The organism is Bacillus sp. MM09(2025) (assembly GCF_050496725.1).
Classification (GTDB): Bacteria; Bacillota; Bacilli; order Bacillales; family Bacillaceae; genus Bacillus; species Bacillus pumilus.
Genome location: NZ_JBNWEN010000003.1, coordinates 159,301 through 183,964, shown reverse-complemented (window position 1 = coordinate 183,964; position 24,664 = coordinate 159,301). Strand labels below are relative to the sequence as shown.

Below are 24,664 nucleotides of genomic sequence, written 5' to 3'. Positions count from 1 at the left end.
TCATTCTTCAAATTAGCGACGACTTAAAATATGCTGGCCATTTTGCAGGAATTGACTTCTTGATTTGCGCATTCTTTCAATTCGCTCCTCCGCCAATCGGTCTGCCGCTTTATAAGTTGGAATGGCATCACGGTTTGAAATTTCAATCACGCGTTCAATGTTTTGGTAAATACCTTCTACCTTTTTCATCGCACGATCTGCATTATAACCATAAAGCTCATCAGCTACGTTAATTACACCGCCTGCATTGATCACATAATCAGGTGCATACACAATGCCCATTTCATGAATCAGATCGCCGTGATGCGTTTCTCTCAGCTGATTATTCGCTGCACCTGCGATAACCTTTGCTTTCAGCTTAGGAATCGTTACATCATTGATCGTTGCACCAAGTGCACATGGTGCATAAATATCACATGCTTGATCATAAATATCGTCAGGATCTACTGCTTTTGCGCCAAAGTCTTCTACAGCTCGTTTTACAGAGTCTTTGTTGATATCTGTGACAATCAGCTGTGCGCCTTCCTCGTGCAGATGTTTACACAAATTGTAGGCCACATTCCCAACACCTTGGACTGCAATCGTTTTTCCTTCTAATGAATCGGTTCCAAATGCCGCTTTGGCAGCAGCTTTCATCCCTTTGTATACACCGTAAGCTGTAACAGGAGACGGGTTTCCGGATGAACCAAATGCAGGAGAAATACCTGTCACAAAGTCTGTTTCTTCATGAATCAGATCCATGTCTTCTACCGTTGTACCGACATCCTCCGCTGTGATATAGCGGCCATTTAATCCTTGGATGTAGCGTCCAAATGCACGGAACATTTCTTCATTTTTATCTTTTCTTGGATCACCGATGATGACTGTTTTACCGCCGCCAAGATTCAGACCTGCTGCTGCGTTTTTATAAGTCATCCCTCTTGCTAGACGAAGCGCATCTTCAATCGCTGCTTCTTCGTTTTCATACGTCCACATTCTTGTCCCGCCTAGTGCTGGCCCAAGTGTTGTATCATGAATGGCAATAATCGCTTTTAAGCCAGATTGTTCATCCTGACAAAATACAAGCTGCTCATAATCGTATCGTTCCATATATTTAAAAAGTTCCATTGTTTATTCCTCCTATGACTTTCGCTTAATTTGATGTACAGATGGCAAGTGCAATTGAATAAAGCTTACTTTCAGCTGTATCCGACCTGCTTGTTAAAGCAATCGGCGCCTTCGCTCCTGCCACCACAGCTCCCACCTTTGCATGCGCAAAGTAGATGAGAGATTTATAAAGAATGTTCCCTGCTTCAATCGTTGGCACAAGCAAAATATCTGCATGACCGGCGACATCACTCGTAATATTTTTATGAGAAGCTGCTGTTTGAGAAATCGCATTGTCTAAAGCAAGCGGCCCGTCAATGAGGCAGCCAGAAATTTGCCCTCGCCTATTCATTTGCGCCAGGCTTGCCGCTGTCAAAGTGGAATCCATTGCCGGGTTCACGACCTCTACCGCAGATAACACAGCCACCTTTGGCATGTCGTTTCCGACAGCTTGTGCTACTTGAACAGCATTGATCGTGATCTCTTTGAACATGTTTAAATCCGGCGCGATGTTCATCGCAGAATCTGTGACATAAATAAAACGATCAAAGCCCGGCACTTCGAATGCCGCGACATGTGATAGAACACTCGCCGTCCGCAGTCCGTACTCTTTATTCAGCACCGCTTTTAAAAGAACGGCTGTCGTGACATGCCCCTTCATCAATATATCTGCATGCTTCTCACTCACTGCCTGCACGGCAATCTTGGCTGATTCTTCAGGAGAATCCGAATGAATAATATCTATCCAGTCTTCATTGATCTCATGCTGTTTCACCAGCTCCTTCAGGTTGCGTTTGTTCCCAACCAGTAGGAAGCGAGCGACCTTGCGTTCAATTGCCATTTTGATGGCATGAAGCACTTCTTCGTCTTCTGCATGAGCCACAGCAGCAGTTTTATTCTGCAGCTGGGCGGCTTTCATAATCAGATCGTCAAGCTTCATATATGCCCACCTTTCCTTATGCTCGGGTTCATGGTTTTTCATATGCAAGTTCTATGCCAACTTGAAATGCAGTGAAATGAGGCATTCCACAAGAAATACGTGCAATTTTTTGCAGGTAACGTGCATTTTATTGCATGCTATCTTTTGCAAGTTGATATTTATCCATTTTATAGTAAAGGTTACGAATGCTAATCCCTAACGTTTTCGCTGTTTTCGTACGGTTGAATTGATGCTTTTCAAGGGTTTGTTTAATCAACTGCGCTTCAAACGCTTCAACAGCATCCGAAAGAGTCTCTCCCTCAAATTGACTGACAGCTAGTTCCTGCTGCTCTTTTTCTTCCTGCTCTTCTGACTCCATGAAGGAAATATGATCTTCATCGATCCATTCTTCTTGCGGATTCAAAAAGATCATGGCTCGTCCAAGGACATTTTCCAGTTCTCTCACGTTTCCAGGCCAGCTGTAAGACCGAAGTCTATCGAGCGCACCTTCTGTTAAGCCGCTCACATTTCGACCATAGTCTAAATTGATTTTCTGAATAAGACGTTTGCTTAATGAGTCAATATCTTCAAGGCGCTGCCTTAGAGGCGGAATGGAGATCGGATATCTGTTCATCCGATAATATAAGTCCTCTCTGAACTTTCCTTCCGCCATCGCTTTTTCAATGTTGACATTTGTTGCGGTAATCACACGCACATCAACTGGTATCGCTTTTGTTCCGCCTACTCTCACAATTTCTTTCTCCTGCATGACGCGTAATAATTTTGCTTGTGTACTTGGCGTCATTTCACCAATTTCATCTAAAAAGATACTGCCGTGATTCGCTTCTTCAAACAGCCCTTTCTTCCCGCCGCGCCTCGCACCAGAAAATGCACCTTCCTCGTAGCCAAAAAGCTCTGACTCTAAAAGTGTTTCTGATAAGGCAGCACAGTTGACTCTCACAAAGCGATTATATTTCCGGTCACTTTCATTGTGTATAGCGTGCGCAAATAGCTCTTTTCCAGTCCCTGACTCTCCCCTGAGTAAAATGGTGGCTGGTGTTTTAGCCCCTAGCTTTGCCTGCTCAAGCGCCACAAGCATTTGCTCACTTTCTCCAATAATGTCTTCAAAAGTGTACTTTGCCTCAAGTGTTCGGATGAGCTGTCTTGCTTTATTTAATTCATTCGTGAGTGATTGAATTTCTGATACGTCATGAATGACGCCGACACTGCCTTTTAAAATGCCATCAACGATCACTGGTGCTACGTTGACAATCACATCCTTCTTATTAGGTCCGACTTTCATTCTGACGCCTCGAACTGGCCTTCTTGTTTCAAGCACCTTCAAATGCATGCTTTCCCCTTCAGAAATATCCGCACCCGCAGGTTTGCCCACAACCTCTTTGTCTGTTAATCCCGTCATTTTCGTATAAGCTCGGTTAATTAAAATTCCTTTCCCCTGCTCATCTACGACGGATATCGCTTCATCTGATGATTGAATGATCGCCTCAAGCATCGTGCGCACTTCTTTGAGGTTTGTGACTTCTTCTGCAAGTTCCACTGCATCTGTAATATCTTTAAAAATGGATAGAGCGCCTAGCATTCTTCCTGCGTCATCAATAATCGGCAAACGCGTTGTGACAATTTGTATTTGCTGATTCAGAAATTGTTTTTGATGAAATTCTGGCTCCCTCGACCTTAAAATATCGGGGAGTTTTGTATTTGGGATCACTTCACGTATGTGCCGGCCAATCGCATCTTTTTGCGAACGTCCAACCATTTTGGCAGCCGATCGATTAAACAGAACAACTTCTTCATCCATATTAATAAAAATCATGCCATCGTTCGTTGCATTAAAAATGCGATCATGTTTATAGGTTTGTTCTTTTAATATTTGAATGAGCTGATGCTTTTCTGACATTAATTCTGAAATGACGTATGCCATCGAACTTGGAACAATGACAGACTGCTCTGCTTTTTCTTCCATCAGTTCTTTAAGGACAGCTGAACTGCCCGTTGTTTCAATGATGATATCAATGTCATCTTTTATGTATTCTTTCCAATTCGTTGTCGTATCAATTCCATTCTTTTTCGCTTCTACCATCCCCGGTGCCCCAAGATCAAGGTCGGCAATTGCAACGATTTGAATCATATTTGTTTTCAGCAATGTTTCAAGTAATGCTGATCCACCCTGTCCTGCACCGACAATCAAGACTCTCTGCATCCCGTTACCCCTTTATATGAAAAATTTTGCACACCATATTTTTCCGTTGCAAAAAATTGCACAACTCTTATATTACCACGTTTTCCTTTCTTGACAAAATATTTTTTGAATTAGACAATGGAAGTAAATGACGTTTAAGGGGACATTTGATGGGGAGAATACTTGCATTAGTGATTATTTTAATACCTGGCGCGCTTGCTGCACTTGGAATTAAGCTTTTGCGCGACACTGTTTTCGGTATCATCATTTCACCATTTCCATTTTTATGGCTGCAAGGAATTGCAGGGTTATTATTTTTAGGCGGAGGTCTTTATGTAGTTGCTGGCTTTATTTTATATAGAGACCGCAAACGCAATAAAGTGACTACTCGCTTTAAGCAGTGATAAACACGAAAAAAGACCCGCTGATGACAGCAGGTCTTTATTTCATTTCTTCTCTTATTTCGACGGCTCTATCAGGAAAATCTGTGAAAATCCCATCGACACCTAAGGAAAACATGTTTTTCATTTGCTTTTCACTGTTTACTGTAAATGGCCTGATCACTTGCTGGGCAGCATGGAGAGCTGATACGACTTCTTTTGTTACCCCTGCGCCCTTTAAATTGGGGTGATAACCTCTTGCAGGTACTGTTTTTATGTACATCTCTGGCTGATGAATGACATCCATTGTGAGAACAGCAAGCTCAACATGCGGCATCAGCTTGTGAAAAAGAGCTAAACTGCCGTGATGAAACGATGAGACTAGTACACGATCTTCTATTTGAAAATGTTCAATTTGCTCTTTTACTTTCTCTTCAATACCAGGATATCGATAAATGGAGTTTTTCAGTTCAATATTGATGATGAGAGATGATTGCTGCGTCACTAGCTCCAATACTTCTTCTAAAAGGGGAATGGATACAGCACCGGTTTCTTCATAAAAAGAATGACTCGCATCTCCTGCTTTTAACTCTTCATATGTATGGTCTTTCACTAAGCCTTTCATATTGGTTGTTCTATTCAGCTTCTCATCGTGAATAACAGCAAGCCTGCCATCTTTCGTCAACTGAACATCCAGCTCAATTCCGTCAGCCCCAGAATGAAGTGCATGCTCAAAGGCTATCATGGTATTTTCAGGATAGATGCCTTTAAAACCTCTGTGTGCAAAAATTTTCGTCATATGTCACCTCTAAGTATGATGCTTCCTTTCATTATGACGTCTCTCTTTTCGTTTTTCCAGTTTGAGCACATAAAAAAACCTCTTCTGATTCGTACGAAGAGGTTCTGTATAAATTCGATCACGTAATCGCTCTGATGGCTTGCTCTGTCGTCTCTGCGTCAAGAGCAAAAAGGGAAGAAACAACTGCGACTGCTGTAACAACGGTTAAACCTAACAACAACTTTTTCATAAGATAACCTCCACTTTCTTTTGAAGTATTTGTGCATCGAATTTCTTTTCAAGAAAACGTATGGCATTTTGATAGTCATTTCGTTCCTTGAAGTATTTCGATATTTGTTCAGACAAATCCTCAAGCTCCACATATAATCTATTTTTTTCTATGTAGTCTAATTTTTCAGAGAATAAGTCTGCTGCTCCACTATTTTCGCACATCAAATCTAAAATTTCAAATTTTACTATATATTCATTATTTTGGATATCACAACTATACTGAATGCCCTCTTTAATATATTCCTTCGCCTCTTGATCTCCTAGATGAACCAAGGCATTTGCCAGAACATATAAAGATTGGATGTAATAATGGCTATTGTCACGGTGCATTTGAATGCCCATCCCTTTTTTGGCATATTGTGCGCTGTTTTCGTAATCATGTTTCGCATAATAAAGAACGGCTAAATTGTGATAGCATTTCCCAATCAGCACTTCATTGTTAATACGTTTACTTTTCTCAAGTGCTTCTTGGTATTTTTCCTCCGCTTCGTCAAATTGGATCAAATCGATACAATTACTTGCATGTAAAATCAAGCTGTCAATCGCCTGCGCTGTATATTCTTCATGCGCTTTGAACGTATCGATGGCTTTTTTGATATGATTAATGGATATGAAATTTTGTTTCAGTTCGTAATAAATTGAAGCAACCTTATGATGAAAAGTCCCTACTTCAAGGTCCTCATTCACACGTTTTAGACGCTGTTCTGCAATTTTGTAAAAGCTGATGGCTTCATCATATTTTTTCACATATGCAGCATATTGACCTTTGTAAAAGTAAAAATAAAAATTAATAATGTCATCTACTTTCTCATCAAGCGTTCCGACACTCTTCATAATGTGATTGGCTTTTTCAATATTTCCAAGTAACATTTCATGTCTGCCATTAACAAGCTGATAATACAGGAGAACTTCGCGGTCTTCATCTGTATTTTTTAGCAAATTCTGAATTTTCTCTTTATAGATCGCAGATTTTTCTAGGTCATTTTGAGAAATGACCCTCGTCCACTTGCTAATTTCGTTCGCTACCTCAGCAGAGTGGATTTTCAGCTTTCCCATAACCTCACCCTCTTCTTTTCATTATTATAGCATAGTAAAAGAATGTGAAAATTATTAAATTCGACAATGGGAATATTCAGTTCAAATGGCACAATCTCTAAGAAGCCAGTGACTTTAAAACGCCAACCAATCAGGTCAATAGCAATAGAACTTTCGATCTCATTTGCTTTATTTACCAAATTCATCAGACCTTTTCCTCTCATCCTTTTTCTTACGAATGAGCGTTTCCTTCTACTATTTTGAAGACCAAACAATTGATTGGCGTAGCTGATTACCACTAATTTATGTCATACCCATTTCTTTCATGCTTTATTTTTCATTTTATTCTGAAAATAAATCAAGCTGAGTTGTCCAAATGAAACAATAAGATGATTGTATCAATACAACCAATTTTTTACAATATTTTTTCAAAATAAAAAAACGCCTCTTTGAAGAAACGTTTTTCTATAAAAATGAACTAGCTAGCTCGATGCTCCAAGCGCAGACGGTCAGCCACCATTGCGATAAATTCAGAATTGGTTGGTTTTGCTTTAGACATGCTGACTGTATAACCAAAGAGTGAGGAAATGGAGTCAATGTTTCCTCTACTCCAAGCCACTTCAATCGCATGACGAATTGCTCGTTCTACCCTGCTCGCGGTCGTGTTAAATTTCTTCGCGATGTCTGGATACAACACTTTTGTGATGCTTCCGAGAAGCTCGATGTCATTGTACACCATCGAAATGGCTTCTCTTAAGTATAAGTAACCTTTAATATGAGCAGGTACACCAATCTCATGAATAATCGTCGTAATGCTCGCATCTAAGTTTTTACGCTTCGGTTCAGGTTTATTTCGAAGAACACTGTTTTGGATAGATGAAGATCGATGGGTGACTTGTGTGCCGTTTCCACTGACTTGACGAATATGACCGACTAGGTTTTCCATATCAAATGGCTTTAAGATGAAATAGGATGCGCCCAAATCAACTGCTTTTTTCGTGACATCTTCTTGTCCAAACGCCGTTAGCATAATCACACTCGGCTGTTTGGTCATGTCATTGTTTTCACGGAGGCGTTCCAGTACAGCAAGGCCATCTAAATGAGGCATGATAATATCTAAGAGGAGAACGTCGGGCTCTTTATCTTTAAATAATGTCAGACATTCCTGACCATTATACGCCACGCCAAGTACTTCCATATCTTCCTGTCCCTCAATATACTCTGTCAAAAGGCCAACAAGCTCTCGATTGTCATCAGCTACACACACTTTAATTTTCTCCACGTTCTTTCCTCCCCAATGTCGATTTCCTTTAGTCTTTTGTATTTCTCTTCTGAGTGTTCAATTCGACAAAACCATGCTATCCCCTTTAAAAAACTTTAATTTTCCGAATAATAGAGCATTATCTAGCTTTTTCTACGTTTTTCTTAACGAATCGACGATTATTGCAATTTGACAACATACCATTTTTCATTTTGTCGAAAAATCTCTTTTTCCTTATTTTATAACATGATGACAGAGAAAGAAAGAGGAGAAAAAAACTGCCGGAAGATTCGCGGCAGTTTGATGATCAGCTTGCTTTTTTGTTTTTTTGATAAAGGTCGATGCCTGCTTCTGACAGCATCCATTCAATGTGTACGCCGTAGCCGCTTGTCGGGTCATTGACGAAGACGTGTGTGACCGCCCCAATGACTTTTCCGTTTTGGATGATGGGGCTTCCGCTCATACCTTGGACGATACCGCCCGTTTTACTTAAAAGACGCTCATCTGTTACCTTTAATACCATCCCTTTTGTTGCCGGGAATTTCTGCGGAGTCGTGCTGACGATTTTAATATCAAACTTCTCCACCTTATCATGATCCACAACGGTTAAAATCTCTGCTGGACCTTCTTTCACTTCATTTGATAAAGCAACTGGAAGCGGTTTGTCTGATACATGATTTTCAAGCTTTTCGGTTAACGTACCAAAGATACCAAATGGACTGTTGCGGGAGATATCCCCTATCGTTTTTCGTTCGGAAGAGAATCTCGCCAATTTTTCTCCAGGATTGCCTCCTGTGCCTTTTTCAATCGATGTTACGGTTGATCTGACAATTTCACCATTGTCGACAACAATTGGTTTTTTTGTATCCATGTCAGAAATGACATGCCCAAGGGCACCATATTTTTTAGAAGATGGTTCAAAGAAGGTCATCGTGCCGATTCCTGCGGCGGAATCTCGAATGTAAAGACCAATTCGATAGGTGCCTTCACTTGCATCTTTTGCGGGTGTTAATGTTGTTTGAAAGGTTTTATGGTCTCTTTTTATGAGTAAACGAAGCGTTTCACCTGTTTTCCCTGCTTTCTGGATAAATGGGGTGAGGTCATTCATTTTCTCCATCTTTTGACCATTGATTTCAATGATCATATCCCCTGATTGAATGCCTGCGGCTTCGCCTGGTGATTTTTTGCCGTCTGCTGTTGTGATTTGATGAAAACCTACAACGAGAACTCCTACAGAGTGGAGCTTGACGCCAATGGATTGTCCTCCAGGAACAACTTTTAATTCAGGGAGAACGTCGACTTTTGTTTTCTTAATAGGAAATCCTTTAAAATCATAAACAATTTCGGCTTTTCCTGCCTTTTGTCCTGTTACTTCAAGCTGATTCTTTTTCTCTGAAAGACTAAAGGCTTGTGAAGAAGCATTGGCTGACGCTTCTATTGATGTGTCAATTGCGTGCTTCTGTTTTTCAAATACAGCAACATTTGTTGGAATGCTGATGTATTCCTTCACTATGCTCATAAACCCTGTACTTATTAAAGAAACAAGGAGAATCACACCAATGGCTTTTCTCATCTTTTCGGGCATTCATTTTTCACTCTCCTCGCTCCTTACCCACACCAGAACACTCATGTTTTGGCTACATCTTTACTTTTGCCTTCTTCGCTTTGATTTATAACCAGCAGCTATAGAAAATGATTGGATAAATTGATAAAAGAAAAAGACGAATTCGTGGGTATATACAGCGATTTTGACACAATATAAAAAGGCAGCTGGTTTTTCAGCTACCCTGTTGTTTTGACATCATTTGCTTGATGCAGCAATTCTTTTGCATGCTGTTTTGTCAGCTCAGTGACTTCGACACCCGCAATCATCCTGCCAATTTCACTCACTTTTTCTTCATGACTTAATGGTTTGACGTTTGTCAGTGTTCTACCAGCTTTAGAGCGTTTCGAAATGAAGAGATGCGTGTCAGCCATTGCTGCTACTTGCGGGAGATGCGTAATGCAGAGCACTTGTGAGCCAGCCGCCACTTTATAAATTTTTTCGGCAATTGCCTGTGCAACTCTGCCGCTTACACCTGTATCCACCTCATCGAAAATAATGGAAGTGACCTCTTGTTTGGCTGAGAAGATACTTTTCACGGCGAGCATAACACGTGAAATTTCTCCACCAGAAGCAACTTTTGATAAAGATTTCATCGGTTCGCCAGGATTAGTAGAAATCACAAATTGAGCTTGGTCAATTCCGTTTTTCCCAAGCTGGACGGGCTTTCCATCTAGCAGCGGATTATCCGTGCTGCTAAAAGGCGCATACCGAATGGAAAAGGATGTATCAAATGTTGACTTCTCCATATACAAATCCTTTAGTTCTGTTTGAATTTGCTTCGCTAGCTTTTTGGCCCATTTTTTACGAAGCTCCGAAACGTTAAGTGCTTCAAGCAGGGCGTCACGGCTCATTGCATCCAGTTTGTTTTTAAGTGTCTGCAGATGACTGTCTCGATTTTGAATTTGATCGATTTCTTCTTCAATCTTCGCCGCATACTCCAAAATTTCCTCAACCGTCGTCCCGTACTTTCGCTTTAACTGCTTCATTTCATTCAGCCTAGACTCAATAAAATCAAGACGTGCTGGGTCAAACTCTAATTGATCCAGCATGCTTCGCATTTGAAACGTCGAATCCTCTAATAAATAGTAAGAGTTCGACACTTGTTCGGAAAGCTTTTTTAGATCGTCGTTAATCTCAGAAACCTGCTCGAGCTCGCTCGATGACATGCCAACCCAATCAAGTCCCCCCTGCTCATTGCGCAAGGCATTATAGGCGTTTTGGAGTGAGGAAAAGATCTTTTCGTAGTTGCTGATCTGATGGCGCTCTTCTTGAAGCTTCTCATCTTCTCCCGGCTCTAATTGTGCCGCTTCAATCTCTTCTAGCTGAAATTGCAATAAATCTAATCGGTGCACCATTTCTTGCTCATTCTCAGAGAGCTGTTTTAGCTTTTGGGCTGTCTTTGTATATTGCTCATATGCTTCTTGATACTGTGACAAAGCAGGTGCAATTTCTTCTGCTCCAAATTGATCGAGTAAATGCAGATGATTTTCATCCTCCATCAATAACTGGTTATCGTGCTGTCCATGTATATCGAGCAAAAGGCGTCCTACTTCGCGTAAAAGTGAGATTGTGACGAGCTTGCCATTGATGCGGCAAATGCTTTTCCCGTTATTGTTAATATCACGGCGAAGGATCATCATTTCATCAGTTGCGTCAATTCCCTGCTCTTCGCATAAAGCAAATACAGGGTGGTCAGCTGCTGGTACAAGAAAAAGCCCCTCCAGCTCAGCCTTTTTCTCACCATAACGAACAAATTCAGACGACCCTCTACCTCCCACAAGAAGTGAGACAGCGTCAATCATGATGGATTTCCCTGCACCTGTTTCCCCTGTTAGGACTGTGAGTCCTTTTTCAAATGAAACCGTTAACTCTTCAATGATTGCAAAGTTTTTAATGGTTAGTTCTGCTAACACTCATTTGCCACCTCTTTTTGTAAACCTGATTCTTTATAGGAGCTCTAAAATTTTGCTTGAAACTATTTCCGTATCATCTGGTGTGCGGCAAATGATCAAAATGGTATCATCTCCGCAAATGGTTCCCATGATTTCTTCCCAATCTAAATTATCCATTAAAGCCCCAATCGCCTGAGCATTACCCGGCATGGTTTTGAGGACGATTAAATGACTGGCAGCATCCATTTTAATAAATGCATCCATTAAGGATCGCTTTAGTTTAGACAGCGGATTAAACCGCTGATCCGCAGGAAGGCTGTATTTATATGTTCCATTGTTCGTCGGCACTTTCACTAAATGCAATTCTTTAATATCTCTTGAAACGGTCGCTTGTGTAATGTTATATCCATCGGCTTTTAAAATATCGACTAGTTCATCTTGTGTTTCAATCTCTTGGCTCGCGATGATTTCTCTAATCTTAATATGCCTTTGACCTTTATTCATTATTGACCCCCCTAGGCGTTTGATCTCAGTTTTTCTTTACGTTCTATGTTATATGAACCACAGTTCAAAAAACAAGCGTTACGTAAGAAACGGTCAATTCTCATCTTTTGACCATGTAAAAAGGAATAATAGCGAGCTATTATTCCTTTTGTTTCAACCTCATGTATCAGCCGGCTCAGGACTGTTTTTCTTTTCTTTCAATACAGAATGGGCTTCCTTGACGATCTTTTCAAGTTCTGAAACTGGAAGTGCCGCATTCTCTTCTTGATCAGGGTGAAGCACTAAATGGAGAAGGAACTCAATATTCCCGTCTCCGCCTGTAATAGGCGAAAATGAGACATCCCTCACATCATAGCCTTCTTTTGCAGCAAATTGATTCATCTCTTCCAGCACACCAAGGTGGACAGACGGATCTCGCACGATGCCTTTTTTCCCAACAAGCTCTCTTCCTGCTTCAAATTGGGGCTTGACGAGTGCAATACAGTCTCCGCCCGGAACAAGAATGTGCTTTAAAGCCGGAAGAATGAGTTTAAGTGAAATAAAAGAGACATCAATTGACGCTACTTCTGGCAATCCTTCGGTAAAATCTGCCGGGACGGAATGACGGAAATTGGTGCGCTCCATGACGATTACCCTGTCATCCTGCCTTAATTTCCATGCAAGCTGATTGTAGCCAACATCAACAGCATATGATTTGACCGCTCCATTTTGAAGAGCGCAATCTGTAAATCCACCTGTTGATGAACCAATATCAATTAGCAATTTCCCTTCAACAGTTAAGTCGAATTCTTTTAGCGCTTTTTCCAGCTTTAATCCACCGCGGCTCACATATTTCAGAGGGTTCCCTTTCACAGTGAGCGGTGTATCACGAGCGATTTTCTCTCCTGGTTTATCCAAACGGTTTTCATTTGAGTAAACGATCCCTGCCATAATAGCACGCTTTGCTTTCTCTCTCGTTTCCATTAGTCCTTGTTCGACTAATAAAACGTCAAGTCGTTCTTTCTTTGATGTCATGATCCAATTCCTTTTCTTGGTGCTGCGGGAAGCAGGTCACGTAAAGTGTCAGCAACCTGTGCTTTCGTCAAACCAATTTCTTCAAGCAGGGCATCAACACTTCCATGCTCAATAAATTCATCTGGAATGCCCATACGTTCTACTTTGATATGAGATGCTTTCTTATCGTGTATATATTCTAAAACGCTGCTGCCAAACCCGCCTTGGAGCACAGCTTCTTCAATCGTTAAAATCGGAATACCTTCAGAAAGAATATCTTTTAACATCGCTTCATCAAGAGGCTTAATAAAACGAGCATTGACAACACGAACCGATTTCCCTTCTTTTTGAAGTTCTTCTGCTGCTTGAAGCGCCATTTTAATCGTCGTACCAAATGTTAAAATCACAGCATCCTTCCCTGGACGAAGAACCTCCCAGGACCCAATCGGAATGGTTTTCAGCTGTTCATCCATTTTGACACCTAACCCATTACCGCGCGGGAAGCGCATGGCAATAGGACCGTCATCGTACTGAATAGCTGTATTGACCATGTGCTGCCCTTCATTTTCATCTTTTGGCATCATGAGCACCATATTTGGCATATGACGCATAAAGGCAATATCAAACACACCTTGATGGGTTTCTCCATCTGCACCGACAAGTCCAGCACGGTCAATGCCAATAAAGACGTTTAGGTTCTGGCGGCAAATATCGTGGAGCACTTGGTCATAGGCTCTTTGCAGGAACGTTGAATAAATCGCTAAAAATGGCTTCATGTCCTGCGTCGCAAGACCAGCTGCCATTGTGGCTGCATGCTGCTCGGCAATGCCTACATCAAACATCCGCTCTGGAAATTCCTTCGCAAAGCCTTCAAGCTTTGAACCAACAGGCATCGCAGGCGTGATCGCAACAATCCGCTCATCTTCCCGTGCCAGCTTTCTGACTGTTTCACTGACGAGACCACTCCAAGACGGAGCTGCTGCTGCCGGTTTTACAAAATCACCTGTATCAATTTTGTATGGACCCGTACCATGCCAAGTGCCAATTTTATCGGATTCTGCCGGCTGATAGCCTTTTCCTTTTTTCGTGATGACATGCAGAAGAACAGGCCCTTTTGTTTTCTTTGCATATTCAAGATTCTCAAAAAGATCTTCATACGAATGTCCGTCAACAGGACCTAAGTAGGTAAATCCCATTTCCTCAAAGAACATGCCAGATACAAGTAAATATTTGAGGCTGTCTTTGATACGCTCTGCTGTCGCAGCAAGCTTACCACCTACAGCTGGAATGCGCTTGAATAAATATTCAAGTTCGTCCTTTACCCATTGGTATTTGCCAGCTGTACGTAATCTGCCAAGCATTGTGTGAATCGCACCGACGTTTGGTGCAATACTCATTTCATTGTCATTTAAGATCACAATCATATCTTTCTTTTCATCACCGATATGATTCAAAGCTTCCAGCGCCATACCTCCGGTTAGTGCACCGTCTCCAATAATCGGCAGGATATATTCATCTGTCCCTTTGATATCACGCGCTGCCGCCATACCCATCGCACCAGATAATGAGGTTGAACTGTGACCTGTCTCCCAAACATCATGCTCGCTTTCATTTCGTTTAGGAAAACCGCAAAGCCCTTTATATTGGCGAAGTGTATCAAACTCCGCCCCTCTTCCCGTTAACAGCTTATGAACGTAAGACTGATGTCCAACATCCCAGAGAAATTTATCTTTCGGGCTGTCAAATACTTTATGAAGCGCAACAGTCAGTTCAACGACTCCCAGGTTCGGACCGATATGCCCGCCAGAGTTAGCTAAGGACTCAATTAAAAACATGCGAATGTCAGCGCTAAGCTCCTCTAATTCTGCATTTGACATTCCCTTTAGAAACGTTGGATTTTTTATTGATAAAAGATCCAATTAGGATCAACTCGCTTTCAACAAAATTTCTATATACATCTATAATGCCTTATTCCTTTGAAAACCAGTAGGGAATAAGAGTTGTCTCATCATAATAAACTGTTTACAGTTTACCACAATTGCTCGAGGACCCTCAAATCTAGGCTGTTTTTAATGATCTCTTGAGGCAATTAGATCACATAAATCATGCAGTAATTGCTGCTCTAATTGAAGATTGGAGACAATTTCTTTTGCACGTGTGATGTGCTCATGCAGTTTTTCTTTTGCTCCTGAAAGCGTTAATAAAGAAGGATATGTCGACTTTTCATTTGCTGTATCAGAGCCGACCCGTTTTCCGATTTTTTCTTCGCTTCCTTCGAGATCTAAAATATCATCACGGATTTGAAACGCAATGCCAATATGATAGCTGAATTCCCTTAGCTTCTCGATATCGTCATCTGATGCTCCTGCCAGCATTCCACCTGCTGCGACGCTGAACGTGAGGAGCTTTCCTGTTTTACGGGCGTGAATGGATTCTAGTTCAGCAAGCGATACTTGTTTTTGCTCTGCTTCCATGTCATCAAACTGACCGCCAACCATTCCTAGTGCACCTGCTGACTTTACAAGCTCATCTACAATTCTGATCTTTTTGTCAGCAGAGACGCTGCTTGACAGCTGTGATGTAATCAAACGGAAGCTCTCTGTTAAAAGGGCATCACCTGCGAGAACCGCTGTTGCTTCTCCGTACACTTTATGATTCGTCGGTTTTCCTCTGCGAAGGTCATCGTCGTCCATGCAAGGAAGGTCGTCATGTATCAAGGAATACGTATGAATCATCTCAACCGCACAGCCGACAGGTATACCGTCTTCTTCGTTTTTACCGTAAGCATTTAGAAGAGCAAGAACGAGAACAGGTCGAAGCCTTTTCCCGCCCGCTTTAAGTGAATAGAGCATAGAAGATTTCAGGTCTTCTGGAATCGTCAATTCCTGAACATATGTAAATAAATAATCTTCAATGGCCTGCTTTCGTGTTGTTAAAAATTCATTTAAATTACTTGTCACCAGCATCTGCCTCCTTCACTGAGAAGGGAGCCAGCTCACCGTCCTCTTTTAAAATGAAATCCATTTGCTTTTCAACATGCTGTAATTTTTCATGACAAAGCTTCGAAAGGGTCATGCCTTCTTGAAAATAATGAATGGCCTGCTCAAGTGGTACATCTCCTTCTTCGAGCTTTCCCACAATCTCCTCAAGACCTTTCATCGCCTCTTCAAATGTCATTTGTTCTTCTTTTTGTTTATTGGATTCTGTCATGATGATTGCCCCTCCTTCTCAATAACCTCACAAATTAGACGTCCATCCTTCATCGTGATAGTCAGCTGATCCTTCGTCTCTACTTGGTTCACACTTTTTATTAGTTCTTCTTCTTTATAGGCTAAGCTGTAGCCTCTTTCCATCACTTGAAGTGGATTTAATGCATTTAGTTTACCAAGAACCGATTGGAACTGCGAATGAATTGTTTTCATTTGCACATTCATACTGCGAATGAGCTGTTCTGTTTCATTGGCGTGTCGTTTTTTCGCTTGAAGCAGCTGTTCTTTAGGATGAAGCGGCTTCAGTCTGTATGTCTGGCGGTCTAGCTGACTGCGTTTTTGCTCAATTTGTCTCGTCAGCTGCTTTTGAAAACGGTCAAATACCAAATCGAATTGCTGCTCTTTTTGCTCCTGTAATCGTTTTGGAAAACGGAAGGCATAAGAGGATTGCAGCGCCACAAGACGGTCTTTCGCTTGTGAGGTTCGATTCTTTACTGCTCTTGTTAGCCGTATATCGATTGATTTGATTCGCTCTATTAAATCGGTCGTGCTTGGAACAGCAAGTTCGGCCGCTCCTGTTGGTGTGGGTGCTCTCATATCTGCAGTGAAATCACTGATCGTAAAGTCTGTTTCGTGCCCAACTGCAGATATGATTGGAATGTCTGATGCGAAGATGGCTCTTGCGACAGCTTCTTCATTAAAAGCCCAAAGCTCTTCAATCGAACCGCCTCCTCTTCCGACAATCAAGACATCACAGAGCTTTTTTTCATTCGCTTCCTTGATTCGCTCTACGATGGAACGGGTCGCATGCTCACCTTGGACGAGCGCCGGAAGCACAATGATTTTCGCCTGCTGATAGCGCCGATTGATCGTCGTAATGACATCTCGAACAGCCGCTCCTGTTGGAGACGTAATGACACCAACAACCTCTGGATATTCAGGGATTGGCTTTTTATAGCGCGCATCAAATAAGCCTTCACTTGCTAGCTTTTTCTTCAGCTCTTCATAAGCAAGATGAAGAGCACCAACACCATCAGGCTGCATTTCTTTTGCATATAATTGATAGTTGCCGCTTGGTTCATAGACTTGAATTCCGCCGCGTACAAACACCTTCATCCCACTCTTAGGTGAAAAAGGCAGCTTCGCCGCAGAGCGCTGGAACATGACAGCTTGCATGCGGGCGTTTTCGTCTTTTAAGGTGAAGTACACATGTCCCCTTGAATGAATCTTGACATTGGATAGCTCACCTTTGATCCAAATATCTTCTAAATGCGGATCAACATCAAATTTTCTTTTTATGTATTTTGTAAGGGCTGTGACCGTCACAAAGGCTTTTTCACTCATGACGTATTCCTCCTCCTCAAAAACGCACATTCATCCACCAGCAGTATGCAGGTGGATGAATGGATAAAGCTTATGCTAATGTACGTTTTGCTGATTTAACCGTATTATGTGCAAGCATCGTAATCGTCATTGGACCGACTCCGCCAGGGACTGGTGTGATATAAGAAGCTTTTTCTTTTGCCTCTTCAAAATCAACATCACCAACAAGCTTCCCGGTATCCAAACGATTGACTCCTACATCGATCACAATAGCGCCTTCTTTAATTTGGTCAGCTTTAATAAAGTTTGCTCGACCGACGGCAACAACTAAAATATCCGCTTTCAACGTATGTTCTGAAATATTCGCTGTTCTTGAATGGCAATAAGTAACCGTTGCGTTTTCGTTTAACAGCAATTGTCCTACTGGTTTACCGACAATATTGCTGCGTCCGACAACAACGACTTCTTTTCCAGAAAGACTAACACCCGTCTTGTTTAGTAGTTCAACAATACCTGCTGGTGTACATGGAAGGAATGTGTCTTCCCCAAGCAGCATTTTCCCGATATTCAATGGATGGAAACCATCAACATCTTTCTCAGGTGAAATACGTTCAATCACGGCTTTTTCAGAAATATGTTTTGGCAGTGGAAGCTGAACAAGAATCCCGTGAAATTGATCGTTCGCATTGTACTGATCAATCAGCTGAAGCAATTCTTCTTCTGTTAAAGAAGCATCTAAATGATCTAGCTGGAAATGCATCCCCATTGCTTCTGCTGCTTTTTTCTTTCCGCGTACGTAAGAAAGTGAAGCCGGATCATCACCGATTAGAATAACGGCAAGACCAGGTGTGACACCTTTTTGTTTTAGCTCTTCTACTTCTTTTGCTAATTGCTCACGCTTTTCTTTTGCTGTTTCTTTCCCATCGATGATTGTTGCTGTCATGTCGAATCCTCCTATTGCTGCTTTAGGTCGTTTTTAATGTTTGAAAGTACTCCATTTACAAATTTCGGTGCTTTATCATCACCGAATAATTTGGCCAGTTCAATCGCTTCATTCATTGAGACACTAACCGGGATATCTTCTTGATACACCATCTCGTACACAGACAGCCTTAAAACGGCTCTGTCTACGTTTGCAATACGATCGAGTTTCCAATTCACTAAATGCTGTGAAATCATGTCATCGAGCTTGTCCTTTTGTTCAAGCACACCGAAAACCAGCTCCTCAAAAAAAGGATCTGATTCTTGTTCGTCCAGCGCATGTGTAATGGCCTCTTTCGGATCAATATTGCTCACATCAATTTGAAATAATGTTTGTAGCGCCTTTTCTCTTGCAGTTCTTCTTTTCATTATTTACTCCTTTAACCACTTTATCCGCTTGTCGTTAAGCCATACAGAGATCATAACATATTTTGACCGTGGTCGCACCAAGATCCATGTGAGCTGTCACGAAAAACGAATCAATCCACGTGTGAGATCATCATTATTCGGAAATGACCCAAAAATGGGCTTTAAAAAACCAAAGAGGCGATGCCTCCTTGGTTTCACTTGAACTCTTTTTTACATTTCTTGATCTACTTCAGCATCAGCTGATTTTGTATCAAATTGAATACCAACGACATGGATATTGATTTCATTAATCGTTAAGGCAGTCATGTTCAAAAGAGTTTGACGGATATTTTCTTGTACAGCAGTGGATACCTTTGGAATGGATAGGCCAAATTCAATCACACAATATACATCGATTGTGATGCCTTCATCAGAGACATCTACTTTCACACCTTTACGGTGATTTTTTTTACCAAAGCGTTCTGCTACATCAGCAGCGAAATTGCCGCGCATTTCGGCAATGCCTTCGACTTCTGAAGCGGCGATCCCAGCAATGACCTCAATCACTTCTGGTGCAATTTGCACTTTTCCCAATTGATCTTCATCAAGGTTCATTTCAAGCAAATTGTTTTCTGACACGATCATTCACCTCCGAAAGCTGTGATTATTTCATGATTTGGTATGTTTCTAAAAACTTCGTATTAAAATTACCGCTCACAAATGTTTCATGCTCAAGCAATCTTAGATGGAATGGAATTGTTGTGTAGACTCCTTCAATGACGAATTCTTGAAGCGCACGTTTCATTCTCGCAATCGCTTCTTCTCTCGTCTTACCATATGTGATCACCTTTGCAATCATACTATCGTAATATGGCGGAATCACATAGCCCGGATAAGCGGCAGAATCCACGCGTACTCCTAAACCGCCTGGCGGAAGATACATTTTAATTTCACCAGCTGATGGCATGAAGTTTTTCTCTGGGTTTTCTGCATTAATACGGCATTCGATTGCCCATCCTTCAAATACGACATCCTCTTGTGTAAGAGAAAGCTTCTCACCTGATGCCACTTTAATTTGTTCTTTGATCAAGTCAACACCTGTGACCATTTCTGTTACAGGATGCTCTACTTGAATACGGGTATTCATTTCCATGAAGTAGAACTTCTCTTCATTATAATCATAAATAAATTCGACTGTTCCAGCACCAGTGTATTCAACAGCTTCTGCAGCTTTTACGGCTGCTTCACCCATTTGCTCACGGATGTCTGCATTTAGCGCTGGTGATGGCGTTTCTTCAAGAAGCTTTTGCATTCTTCTTTGGATTGAGCAATCACGCTCTCCTAAATGAATGGTATTGCCATGCTGATCTGCAAGCACTTGGATTTCCACGTGTCTAAAGTCTTCAATGAACTTTTCTAAATAGACGCCAGGGTTACCAAAGTTTTGCGCTGCTTCCTGCTGCGTGATGGTGACACCGTTAATGAGCTCTTCTTCGGTACGAGCTACACGGATTCCTTTACCACCGCCGCCGGCAGTTGCTTTTATAATCACAGGATACCCAATACTTGCTGCTGTTGAAACAGCATCATCAAGATCTTTTACAATTCCTTGAGAACCAGGAACAATCGGAACGCCAGCATCTTTCATTGTTTCCCTCGCGACATCTTTTGTTCCCATTTTGGAAATCGCTGACGGAGTTGGCCCAACAAAGATGACATTGCATTCCCCGCAAAGCTCAGCGAAGTCTGCATTTTCAGCAAGGAAGCCGTATCCTGGATGGATGGCATCAGTACCTGTTAATTTAGCAACACTAACAATATTCGTGACATTTAAATAACTATCTTTTGAAGCAGTCGGTCCGATGCAATATGCTTCATCAGCCATTTGAACATGAAGCGCATCGCGATCCGCTTCCGAAAATACCGCAACTGTTTCAATTCCAAGCTCTTTACAAGCGCGGATAATTCTAACTGCGATTTCTCCTCTGTTTGCAATTAATAGCTTTTTAATCATGATCGTACTCCTTACTCTGCTTTCACTAGAAAGAGGGGTTGTCCGAATTCTACAAGCTGACCGTTCTCAGCTAATACTTCGACGATTTCACCTTTTACTTCTGCTTCGATTTCATTAAACAGTTTCATCGCTTCTACGATGCACACAACTGTGTTTTCGTTCACCTTAGAACCTGTTGTCACGTAAGGACCTGCTTCTGGTGAAGATGAAGCATAAAATGTGCCAACCATTGGGGATGTAATTTTATGCAGATTATCAGACGCAGCTGCCTCTTGTGCAGGGGCTTCGGTCTGAGCTGGAGCTTGTGCTTTAGGAGCTTGTTGAGCTGGAGCTGCTTGGACAGGAGCCACTGATGCTTGTGCCGCAACTTGCTGAACGACTTCTTTATTTTTCTTCAGTTTGATTTTTGCACCTTCGTTTTCGTACGTAAGTTCATCAATAGTAGATTCGTCAATTAATTTAATCAGTTCATGAATTTCTTCAATTTTTAACATGGATTTGCACCCCTATGTATGGATTTATCTTTTTCTTTATAGGCTAGTACTAAAAGTACATACTATAACCATCTTACAGGAGGATTTCAATGAATTCAACTACTATTGTGGCGAAGCGCTTTGCGAGAGCATCTTGAAGAGGGCGCAAAACCGCATCAAAAAACGCCCTTTTCGGCAAAGGGCGTCTTTTCATTTTTTATTCGTTAGAGGGCTCAAAAGTGACCGCTACGTTATCAAGACCTCTCATTTCTTTTGTGACCATATCAATAATATCGGCCGCTTGGGACTTTGATTTTTTGTCAGAACGAACTGTGATGCTCACTTTATCTCCCTCTGCACTCACTAGCGCATCTTTATAACCTTTTGTTTTAATTAAGGTTTCAAGTTGACGCTCCGTTCCTTCTGCTTCACTAAGCGCTGTCATTTGGTCATACGCTTCGCTTTTTTCTTGTGCTGTTGCATCATCACTGGATACGATTTCGTTGAACTCTTCGCGCTGCTTGCTTCGTTTATCTTCAAGCTCTAATCTGTATGTTGTAAAAAGCTCATCGTCTGTTTGCTCTGATACAGCCTTTCCTTCTTCACCGCTTGTTTCGATATCCTCTTGTTTACCATTTGTTTCTTTGTCAGTGGACTTCTCATCAGCGCCTTTTTCTGTTCCTTTATCCATTCCTTTTTCTGGTTCAGTCTTTTTCTCTTCCGTTCCTTTTGATTTCATCTCTTCTACTGTCACTGCATTTTCACCTTGTGGAGACATGATATAGTACACACTTAAGACGACAACTAAACTTAGCATCGTTAATAGCCAAACCGTTTGTTTTTTTAACATCATTCCGAATCCTCCTTGATTTTTTTAGGGGCAACAGCCACTCTATGGCTCGGTACATCAAGCACTCGTGTAACCGCTTCAATGATGGTTTTCTTTATTTGAACGTTGTCTACTCCTTGAGCAACAACGAGAACACCTCGAATATCTGGTTTTTTCGTTTGCACCACGACTGGCGTTTCTTCATTGCCATTTTTGATGATGACGATTTCTTCTTCTTTTGTTTGATCAGTGACACTTCGCACGCCGCCTTCTTTATCTGTTTCTTCGGTCGTTGTGCTTTTATTGGATTTGTTTTTTTCAAACACTTTTAAAGAAGTTGCGTCTACATTGACCACAATCGATACATCCTCAACGCCAATAATGGTCTCTAAAATTTCTTTCAGCTGATTTTCGTATTCTTGCTCCACATCCTCAATCGAATTCTTTGATTTACTTGACGATGCCGGCTTGAATACCTCCTGCTCTTGTGAGGTTGTTTTTTTAGAAGCAGGAACAGCAGCTTGTTCTTTGCTTGATGGCGGTGACAAGATCTGACTGACTAACATGAAAGATACGCCGATGATGAATACAAGCAGCAAGTAATGGTGCTTCGTTAATTTTGGTTTCCCTTCACCTTTTTCAGGCGGCTGCAAGAATGATTTCAGCTTTTGTTTCCAGTCCTTGTTATTCATGATCTGCTGCGTCACCTCCCTCAATGTTCAGCGCAATGTGCTCAGGACTCGTATTCCAAACATCAGCAAGCGTCTCTTTCACCCTCTTGATCTCTTTGCTAGAAGATCCAGCGCTTTCCTCCTTTTGCCTGGAGAGATCAATGTCCACCTTTGCCACCGTTTCTACAGCATCACCTGTGAGCGGGGAAAGAACTGCTTTGATGCGAAATTGATCCGCCTCCATATTCTGATCCAGGTGCTCAACATCTGCCTGCACTTCTACGTGTTTCATTTCATAGCTCTCCTTCTCCAGTGGCTCCTTTGCGCTTTTTTCTAGTTGGACAGCCATTTGCTTTAAAATATATGCACGCTGAGAGGCTTGTATTTCTTTTTTTTCTAAATTCATTTGATTTTTTATTTCTTCTGACTGTGCTTCTTCCTTCCCCTTCATCAATTCTGAGAAAATTTGGTCAGGGTCTGCCCGAAATAAAGCAAAAATCGGATTGAGCATCACGACAATCAACAGGAGGCTGACGACCATTTTGGCATATTTTTGCATGCTTGAATTGGGAAGCAGAAGATCAATGACAATCGCAAATAAGATAAAGAGAATAATACTTGTGATCCATTCCGTGAGAAAACTCAAAAGGTGTCCCCTCCTTACTTCATCATCATGGTCAGGTTGCCAGCAGTGATAATGACGGTAATGCTTAAAAAGAACATGAGCGATACGACAGCAAGTGCAGCAAAGATATAGAGCACACTTTTTGAAATGACATCGAGGCAGCTGATAATCGGACCGCCTCCTAATGGCTGAAGAATGGCTGCGGCAAGCTTATATATAAGAGCTAGCGAGAGCACTTTGATCGCAGGGAAGGCGGCAATTGAAATGAGAATAGCGACGCCGACAAGTCCGACCGTATTTTTAAGTAATACAGAGGCACTGATGACAGTATCCGTCGCATCTGTAAACATTCTGCCAAGGACGGGGATGAAATTTCCGGTAATAAATTTGGCTGTACGAAGTGTGATACCATCTGTAACCGCAGCAGATGCCCCTTGCACAGAAATGACACCAAGAAAGACAGTTAAAAAAACGGCTAACCCGCCTATCGCCACATTTCTTAACAGCTGGGCAAGCTGGGTAACCTTGTATTGTTCAGTCAGCGTACTGACAATACTCAATATCGCTGATAAAAAAATAAGCGGAAGAACGACATATTGAATAAAAACGCCGCTCGTATTCATCAAAAATAAGATAACCGGATGAAAGAATCCGGCTGAGACAAGCCCGCCTGAGGAAGCAATAAGTGCTAATAACAGAGGAATAAGAGCAAGAATAAAACTGGTCATCGTTTGAATGGCTTCCGTTGCATAAGAAATCGCCACATGAAAGCTGTTGAGTGCAATAATGATCAGCACCATATAAACAAGTGCGTATGCGACTTTACTGACAGTGCTCTGTTCAAATGCATTCTGCAAAAGGTGTAAAAGCGAACAAAAGATGGTGAGTAAAATCAGTGTCCCAAGGAGCTTTCCGTTTGCGATGACCTCGTGAAAAAGATAATGAACAAAGGCTTTCAGCCATGTCTTGGGAGACAGCTCTTTATCGCCATCAATCATTTCTTTCACTGTTCCTTTTTGGCTTTCTGGCAGAAAGCCGCCATACTCATCCAATATGGTTTCCCAAAAGTCACTAATGGAATGAAGCTCAAGTGCATCAGCTTGTCCAGCCGCCACTTCTTCTGCTGCTGGTGCTTCATTTGATAATGGCTCTTTTTCTTCTGCACCTGCGTGCGGAGCGATCAGCCAGAAGAAAAGCATCAGTCCCATAACAGCTGTCACCCGTTTCATTGTCATCACCTCTTTTC

At 41.7% G+C, this 24,664-nt stretch carries 24 protein-coding genes; 1 reads left to right on the top strand and 23 read right to left on the bottom strand.

Translation table 11 applies throughout. The annotated features are described in order from the left end of the window. Positions 1 to 12: 12 nt before the first annotated feature. From bcd to ACQYAC_RS05125, 3 genes are all read right to left on the bottom strand, one after another. Positions 13 to 1,107 carry a branched-chain amino acid dehydrogenase gene (bcd, locus tag ACQYAC_RS05135; protein ID WP_003215658.1) on the bottom strand — a complete coding sequence of 365 codons (1,095 nt, stop codon included), beginning with the start codon at positions 1,105 to 1,107 and terminating at the stop codon, positions 13 to 15. Between the two features lie 25 nt (positions 1,108 to 1,132). After that, positions 1,133 to 2,068 carry a phosphate butyryltransferase gene (gene yqiS / locus ACQYAC_RS05130; protein ID WP_081042322.1) on the bottom strand — a complete coding sequence of 312 codons (936 nt, stop codon included), beginning with the start codon at positions 2,066 to 2,068 and terminating at the stop codon, positions 1,133 to 1,135. Positions 2,069 to 2,153: 85 nt separating this feature from the next. Continuing rightward, the gene (locus ACQYAC_RS05125; protein WP_306010856.1) at positions 2,154 to 4,226 is read right to left on the bottom strand and encodes a sigma-54 interaction domain-containing protein; all 2,073 of its coding nucleotides are present in this window, start codon (positions 4,224 to 4,226) and stop codon (positions 2,154 to 2,156) included. A gap of 149 nt (positions 4,227 to 4,375) precedes the next feature. On the opposite strand from ACQYAC_RS05125, the gene ACQYAC_RS05120 reads away from it, so the two are divergent. After that, a complete protein-coding gene (locus tag ACQYAC_RS05120) occupies positions 4,376 to 4,609 on the top strand; it encodes a DUF2627 domain-containing protein (RefSeq protein ID WP_429942859.1) in 234 nt (77 codons plus the stop codon). A 37-nt stretch (positions 4,610 to 4,646) separates the two neighbouring features. Here ACQYAC_RS05120 and ACQYAC_RS05115 read toward each other — a convergent pair whose 3' ends face one another. From ACQYAC_RS05115 to spoIIIAE, 20 genes are all read right to left on the bottom strand, one after another. After that, positions 4,647 to 5,384 (bottom strand): glycerophosphodiester phosphodiesterase, encoded by a 738-nt coding sequence (locus tag ACQYAC_RS05115; protein WP_169057018.1) that lies wholly within the window; start codon positions 5,382 to 5,384, stop codon positions 4,647 to 4,649. Between the two features lie 225 nt (positions 5,385 to 5,609). Next, a complete protein-coding gene (locus ACQYAC_RS05110) occupies positions 5,610 to 6,710 on the bottom strand; it encodes a Rap family tetratricopeptide repeat protein (protein ID WP_427128295.1) in 1,101 nt (366 codons plus the stop codon). Between the two features lie 457 nt (positions 6,711 to 7,167). Further along, a complete protein-coding gene (gene spo0A / locus ACQYAC_RS05105) occupies positions 7,168 to 7,971 on the bottom strand; it encodes a sporulation transcription factor Spo0A (RefSeq protein ID WP_012010520.1) in 804 nt (267 codons plus the stop codon). A 286-nt stretch (positions 7,972 to 8,257) separates the two neighbouring features. Continuing rightward, a complete protein-coding gene (gene spoIVB / locus ACQYAC_RS05100; RefSeq protein WP_058014714.1) occupies positions 8,258 to 9,535 on the bottom strand; it encodes a SpoIVB peptidase in 1,278 nt (425 codons plus the stop codon). Between the two features lie 197 nt (positions 9,536 to 9,732). Then, entirely contained in the window at positions 9,733 to 11,469 is a 1,737-nt protein-coding gene (recN, locus tag ACQYAC_RS05095) for a DNA repair protein RecN (RefSeq protein ID WP_061408509.1), read from the bottom strand. Between the two features lie 33 nt (positions 11,470 to 11,502). Then, complete coding sequence (ahrC, locus tag ACQYAC_RS05090; protein ID WP_058014712.1) at positions 11,503 to 11,952, bottom strand: transcriptional regulator AhrC/ArgR; 450 nt, start codon at positions 11,950 to 11,952, stop codon at positions 11,503 to 11,505. Positions 11,953 to 12,111: 159 nt separating this feature from the next. Next, positions 12,112 to 12,966: a TlyA family RNA methyltransferase gene (locus ACQYAC_RS05085; protein ID WP_429942858.1), complete on the bottom strand. Its 855-nt coding sequence runs from the start codon at positions 12,964 to 12,966 to the stop codon at positions 12,112 to 12,114. Then, positions 12,963 to 14,864 (bottom strand): 1-deoxy-D-xylulose-5-phosphate synthase, encoded by a 1,902-nt coding sequence (gene dxs / locus ACQYAC_RS05080; protein ID WP_429942857.1) that lies wholly within the window; start codon positions 14,862 to 14,864, stop codon positions 12,963 to 12,965. The genes ACQYAC_RS05085 and dxs overlap by 4 nt, the downstream gene beginning before the upstream one ends. Before the next feature lie 150 nt (positions 14,865 to 15,014). Further along, the gene (locus tag ACQYAC_RS05075) at positions 15,015 to 15,911 is read right to left on the bottom strand and encodes a polyprenyl synthetase family protein (protein WP_199800955.1); all 897 of its coding nucleotides are present in this window, start codon (positions 15,909 to 15,911) and stop codon (positions 15,015 to 15,017) included. Then, positions 15,895 to 16,155 carry an exodeoxyribonuclease VII small subunit gene (locus ACQYAC_RS05070; protein ID WP_003215880.1) on the bottom strand — a complete coding sequence of 87 codons (261 nt, stop codon included), beginning with the start codon at positions 16,153 to 16,155 and terminating at the stop codon, positions 15,895 to 15,897. Before ACQYAC_RS05070 ends, ACQYAC_RS05075 begins: the two co-directional genes overlap by 17 nt. Continuing rightward, complete coding sequence (xseA, locus tag ACQYAC_RS05065; RefSeq protein WP_429942856.1) at positions 16,152 to 17,498, bottom strand: exodeoxyribonuclease VII large subunit; 1,347 nt, start codon at positions 17,496 to 17,498, stop codon at positions 16,152 to 16,154. Before xseA ends, ACQYAC_RS05070 begins: the two co-directional genes overlap by 4 nt. A gap of 70 nt (positions 17,499 to 17,568) precedes the next feature. Beyond that, the gene (gene folD, locus ACQYAC_RS05060; RefSeq protein ID WP_024422943.1) at positions 17,569 to 18,420 is read right to left on the bottom strand and encodes a bifunctional methylenetetrahydrofolate dehydrogenase/methenyltetrahydrofolate cyclohydrolase FolD; all 852 of its coding nucleotides are present in this window, start codon (positions 18,418 to 18,420) and stop codon (positions 17,569 to 17,571) included. An 11-nt stretch (positions 18,421 to 18,431) separates the two neighbouring features. After that, on the bottom strand, positions 18,432 to 18,827 hold the full coding sequence (gene nusB / locus ACQYAC_RS05055) for a transcription antitermination factor NusB (protein WP_058014707.1): 396 nt from the start codon (positions 18,825 to 18,827) through the stop codon (positions 18,432 to 18,434). 210 nt (positions 18,828 to 19,037) lie between these two features. Next, a complete protein-coding gene (locus ACQYAC_RS05050; RefSeq protein WP_058014706.1) occupies positions 19,038 to 19,445 on the bottom strand; it encodes an Asp23/Gls24 family envelope stress response protein in 408 nt (135 codons plus the stop codon). Positions 19,446 to 19,470: 25 nt separating this feature from the next. After that, the gene (gene accC, locus ACQYAC_RS05045) at positions 19,471 to 20,820 is read right to left on the bottom strand and encodes an acetyl-CoA carboxylase biotin carboxylase subunit (RefSeq protein ID WP_058014705.1); all 1,350 of its coding nucleotides are present in this window, start codon (positions 20,818 to 20,820) and stop codon (positions 19,471 to 19,473) included. Positions 20,821 to 20,831: 11 nt separating this feature from the next. Continuing rightward, complete coding sequence (gene accB, locus ACQYAC_RS05040; protein WP_429942855.1) at positions 20,832 to 21,314, bottom strand: acetyl-CoA carboxylase biotin carboxyl carrier protein; 483 nt, start codon at positions 21,312 to 21,314, stop codon at positions 20,832 to 20,834. A gap of 196 nt (positions 21,315 to 21,510) precedes the next feature. After that, positions 21,511 to 22,143, bottom strand: a complete 633-nt coding sequence (locus ACQYAC_RS05035; protein WP_003216063.1) for a SpoIIIAH-like family protein — start codon at positions 22,141 to 22,143, stop codon at positions 21,511 to 21,513. Beyond that, positions 22,143 to 22,814, bottom strand: a complete 672-nt coding sequence (spoIIIAG, locus tag ACQYAC_RS05030; protein ID WP_012010535.1) for a stage III sporulation protein AG — start codon at positions 22,812 to 22,814, stop codon at positions 22,143 to 22,145. Before spoIIIAG ends, ACQYAC_RS05035 begins: the two co-directional genes overlap by 1 nt. Beyond that, entirely contained in the window at positions 22,807 to 23,439 is a 633-nt protein-coding gene (gene spoIIIAF, locus ACQYAC_RS05025) for a stage III sporulation protein AF (protein WP_058014703.1), read from the bottom strand. Before spoIIIAF ends, spoIIIAG begins: the two co-directional genes overlap by 8 nt. Before the next feature lie 14 nt (positions 23,440 to 23,453). Next, positions 23,454 to 24,647, bottom strand: a complete 1,194-nt coding sequence (spoIIIAE, locus tag ACQYAC_RS05020; RefSeq protein ID WP_429942854.1) for a stage III sporulation protein AE — start codon at positions 24,645 to 24,647, stop codon at positions 23,454 to 23,456. Positions 24,648 to 24,664 lie beyond the last annotated feature (17 nt).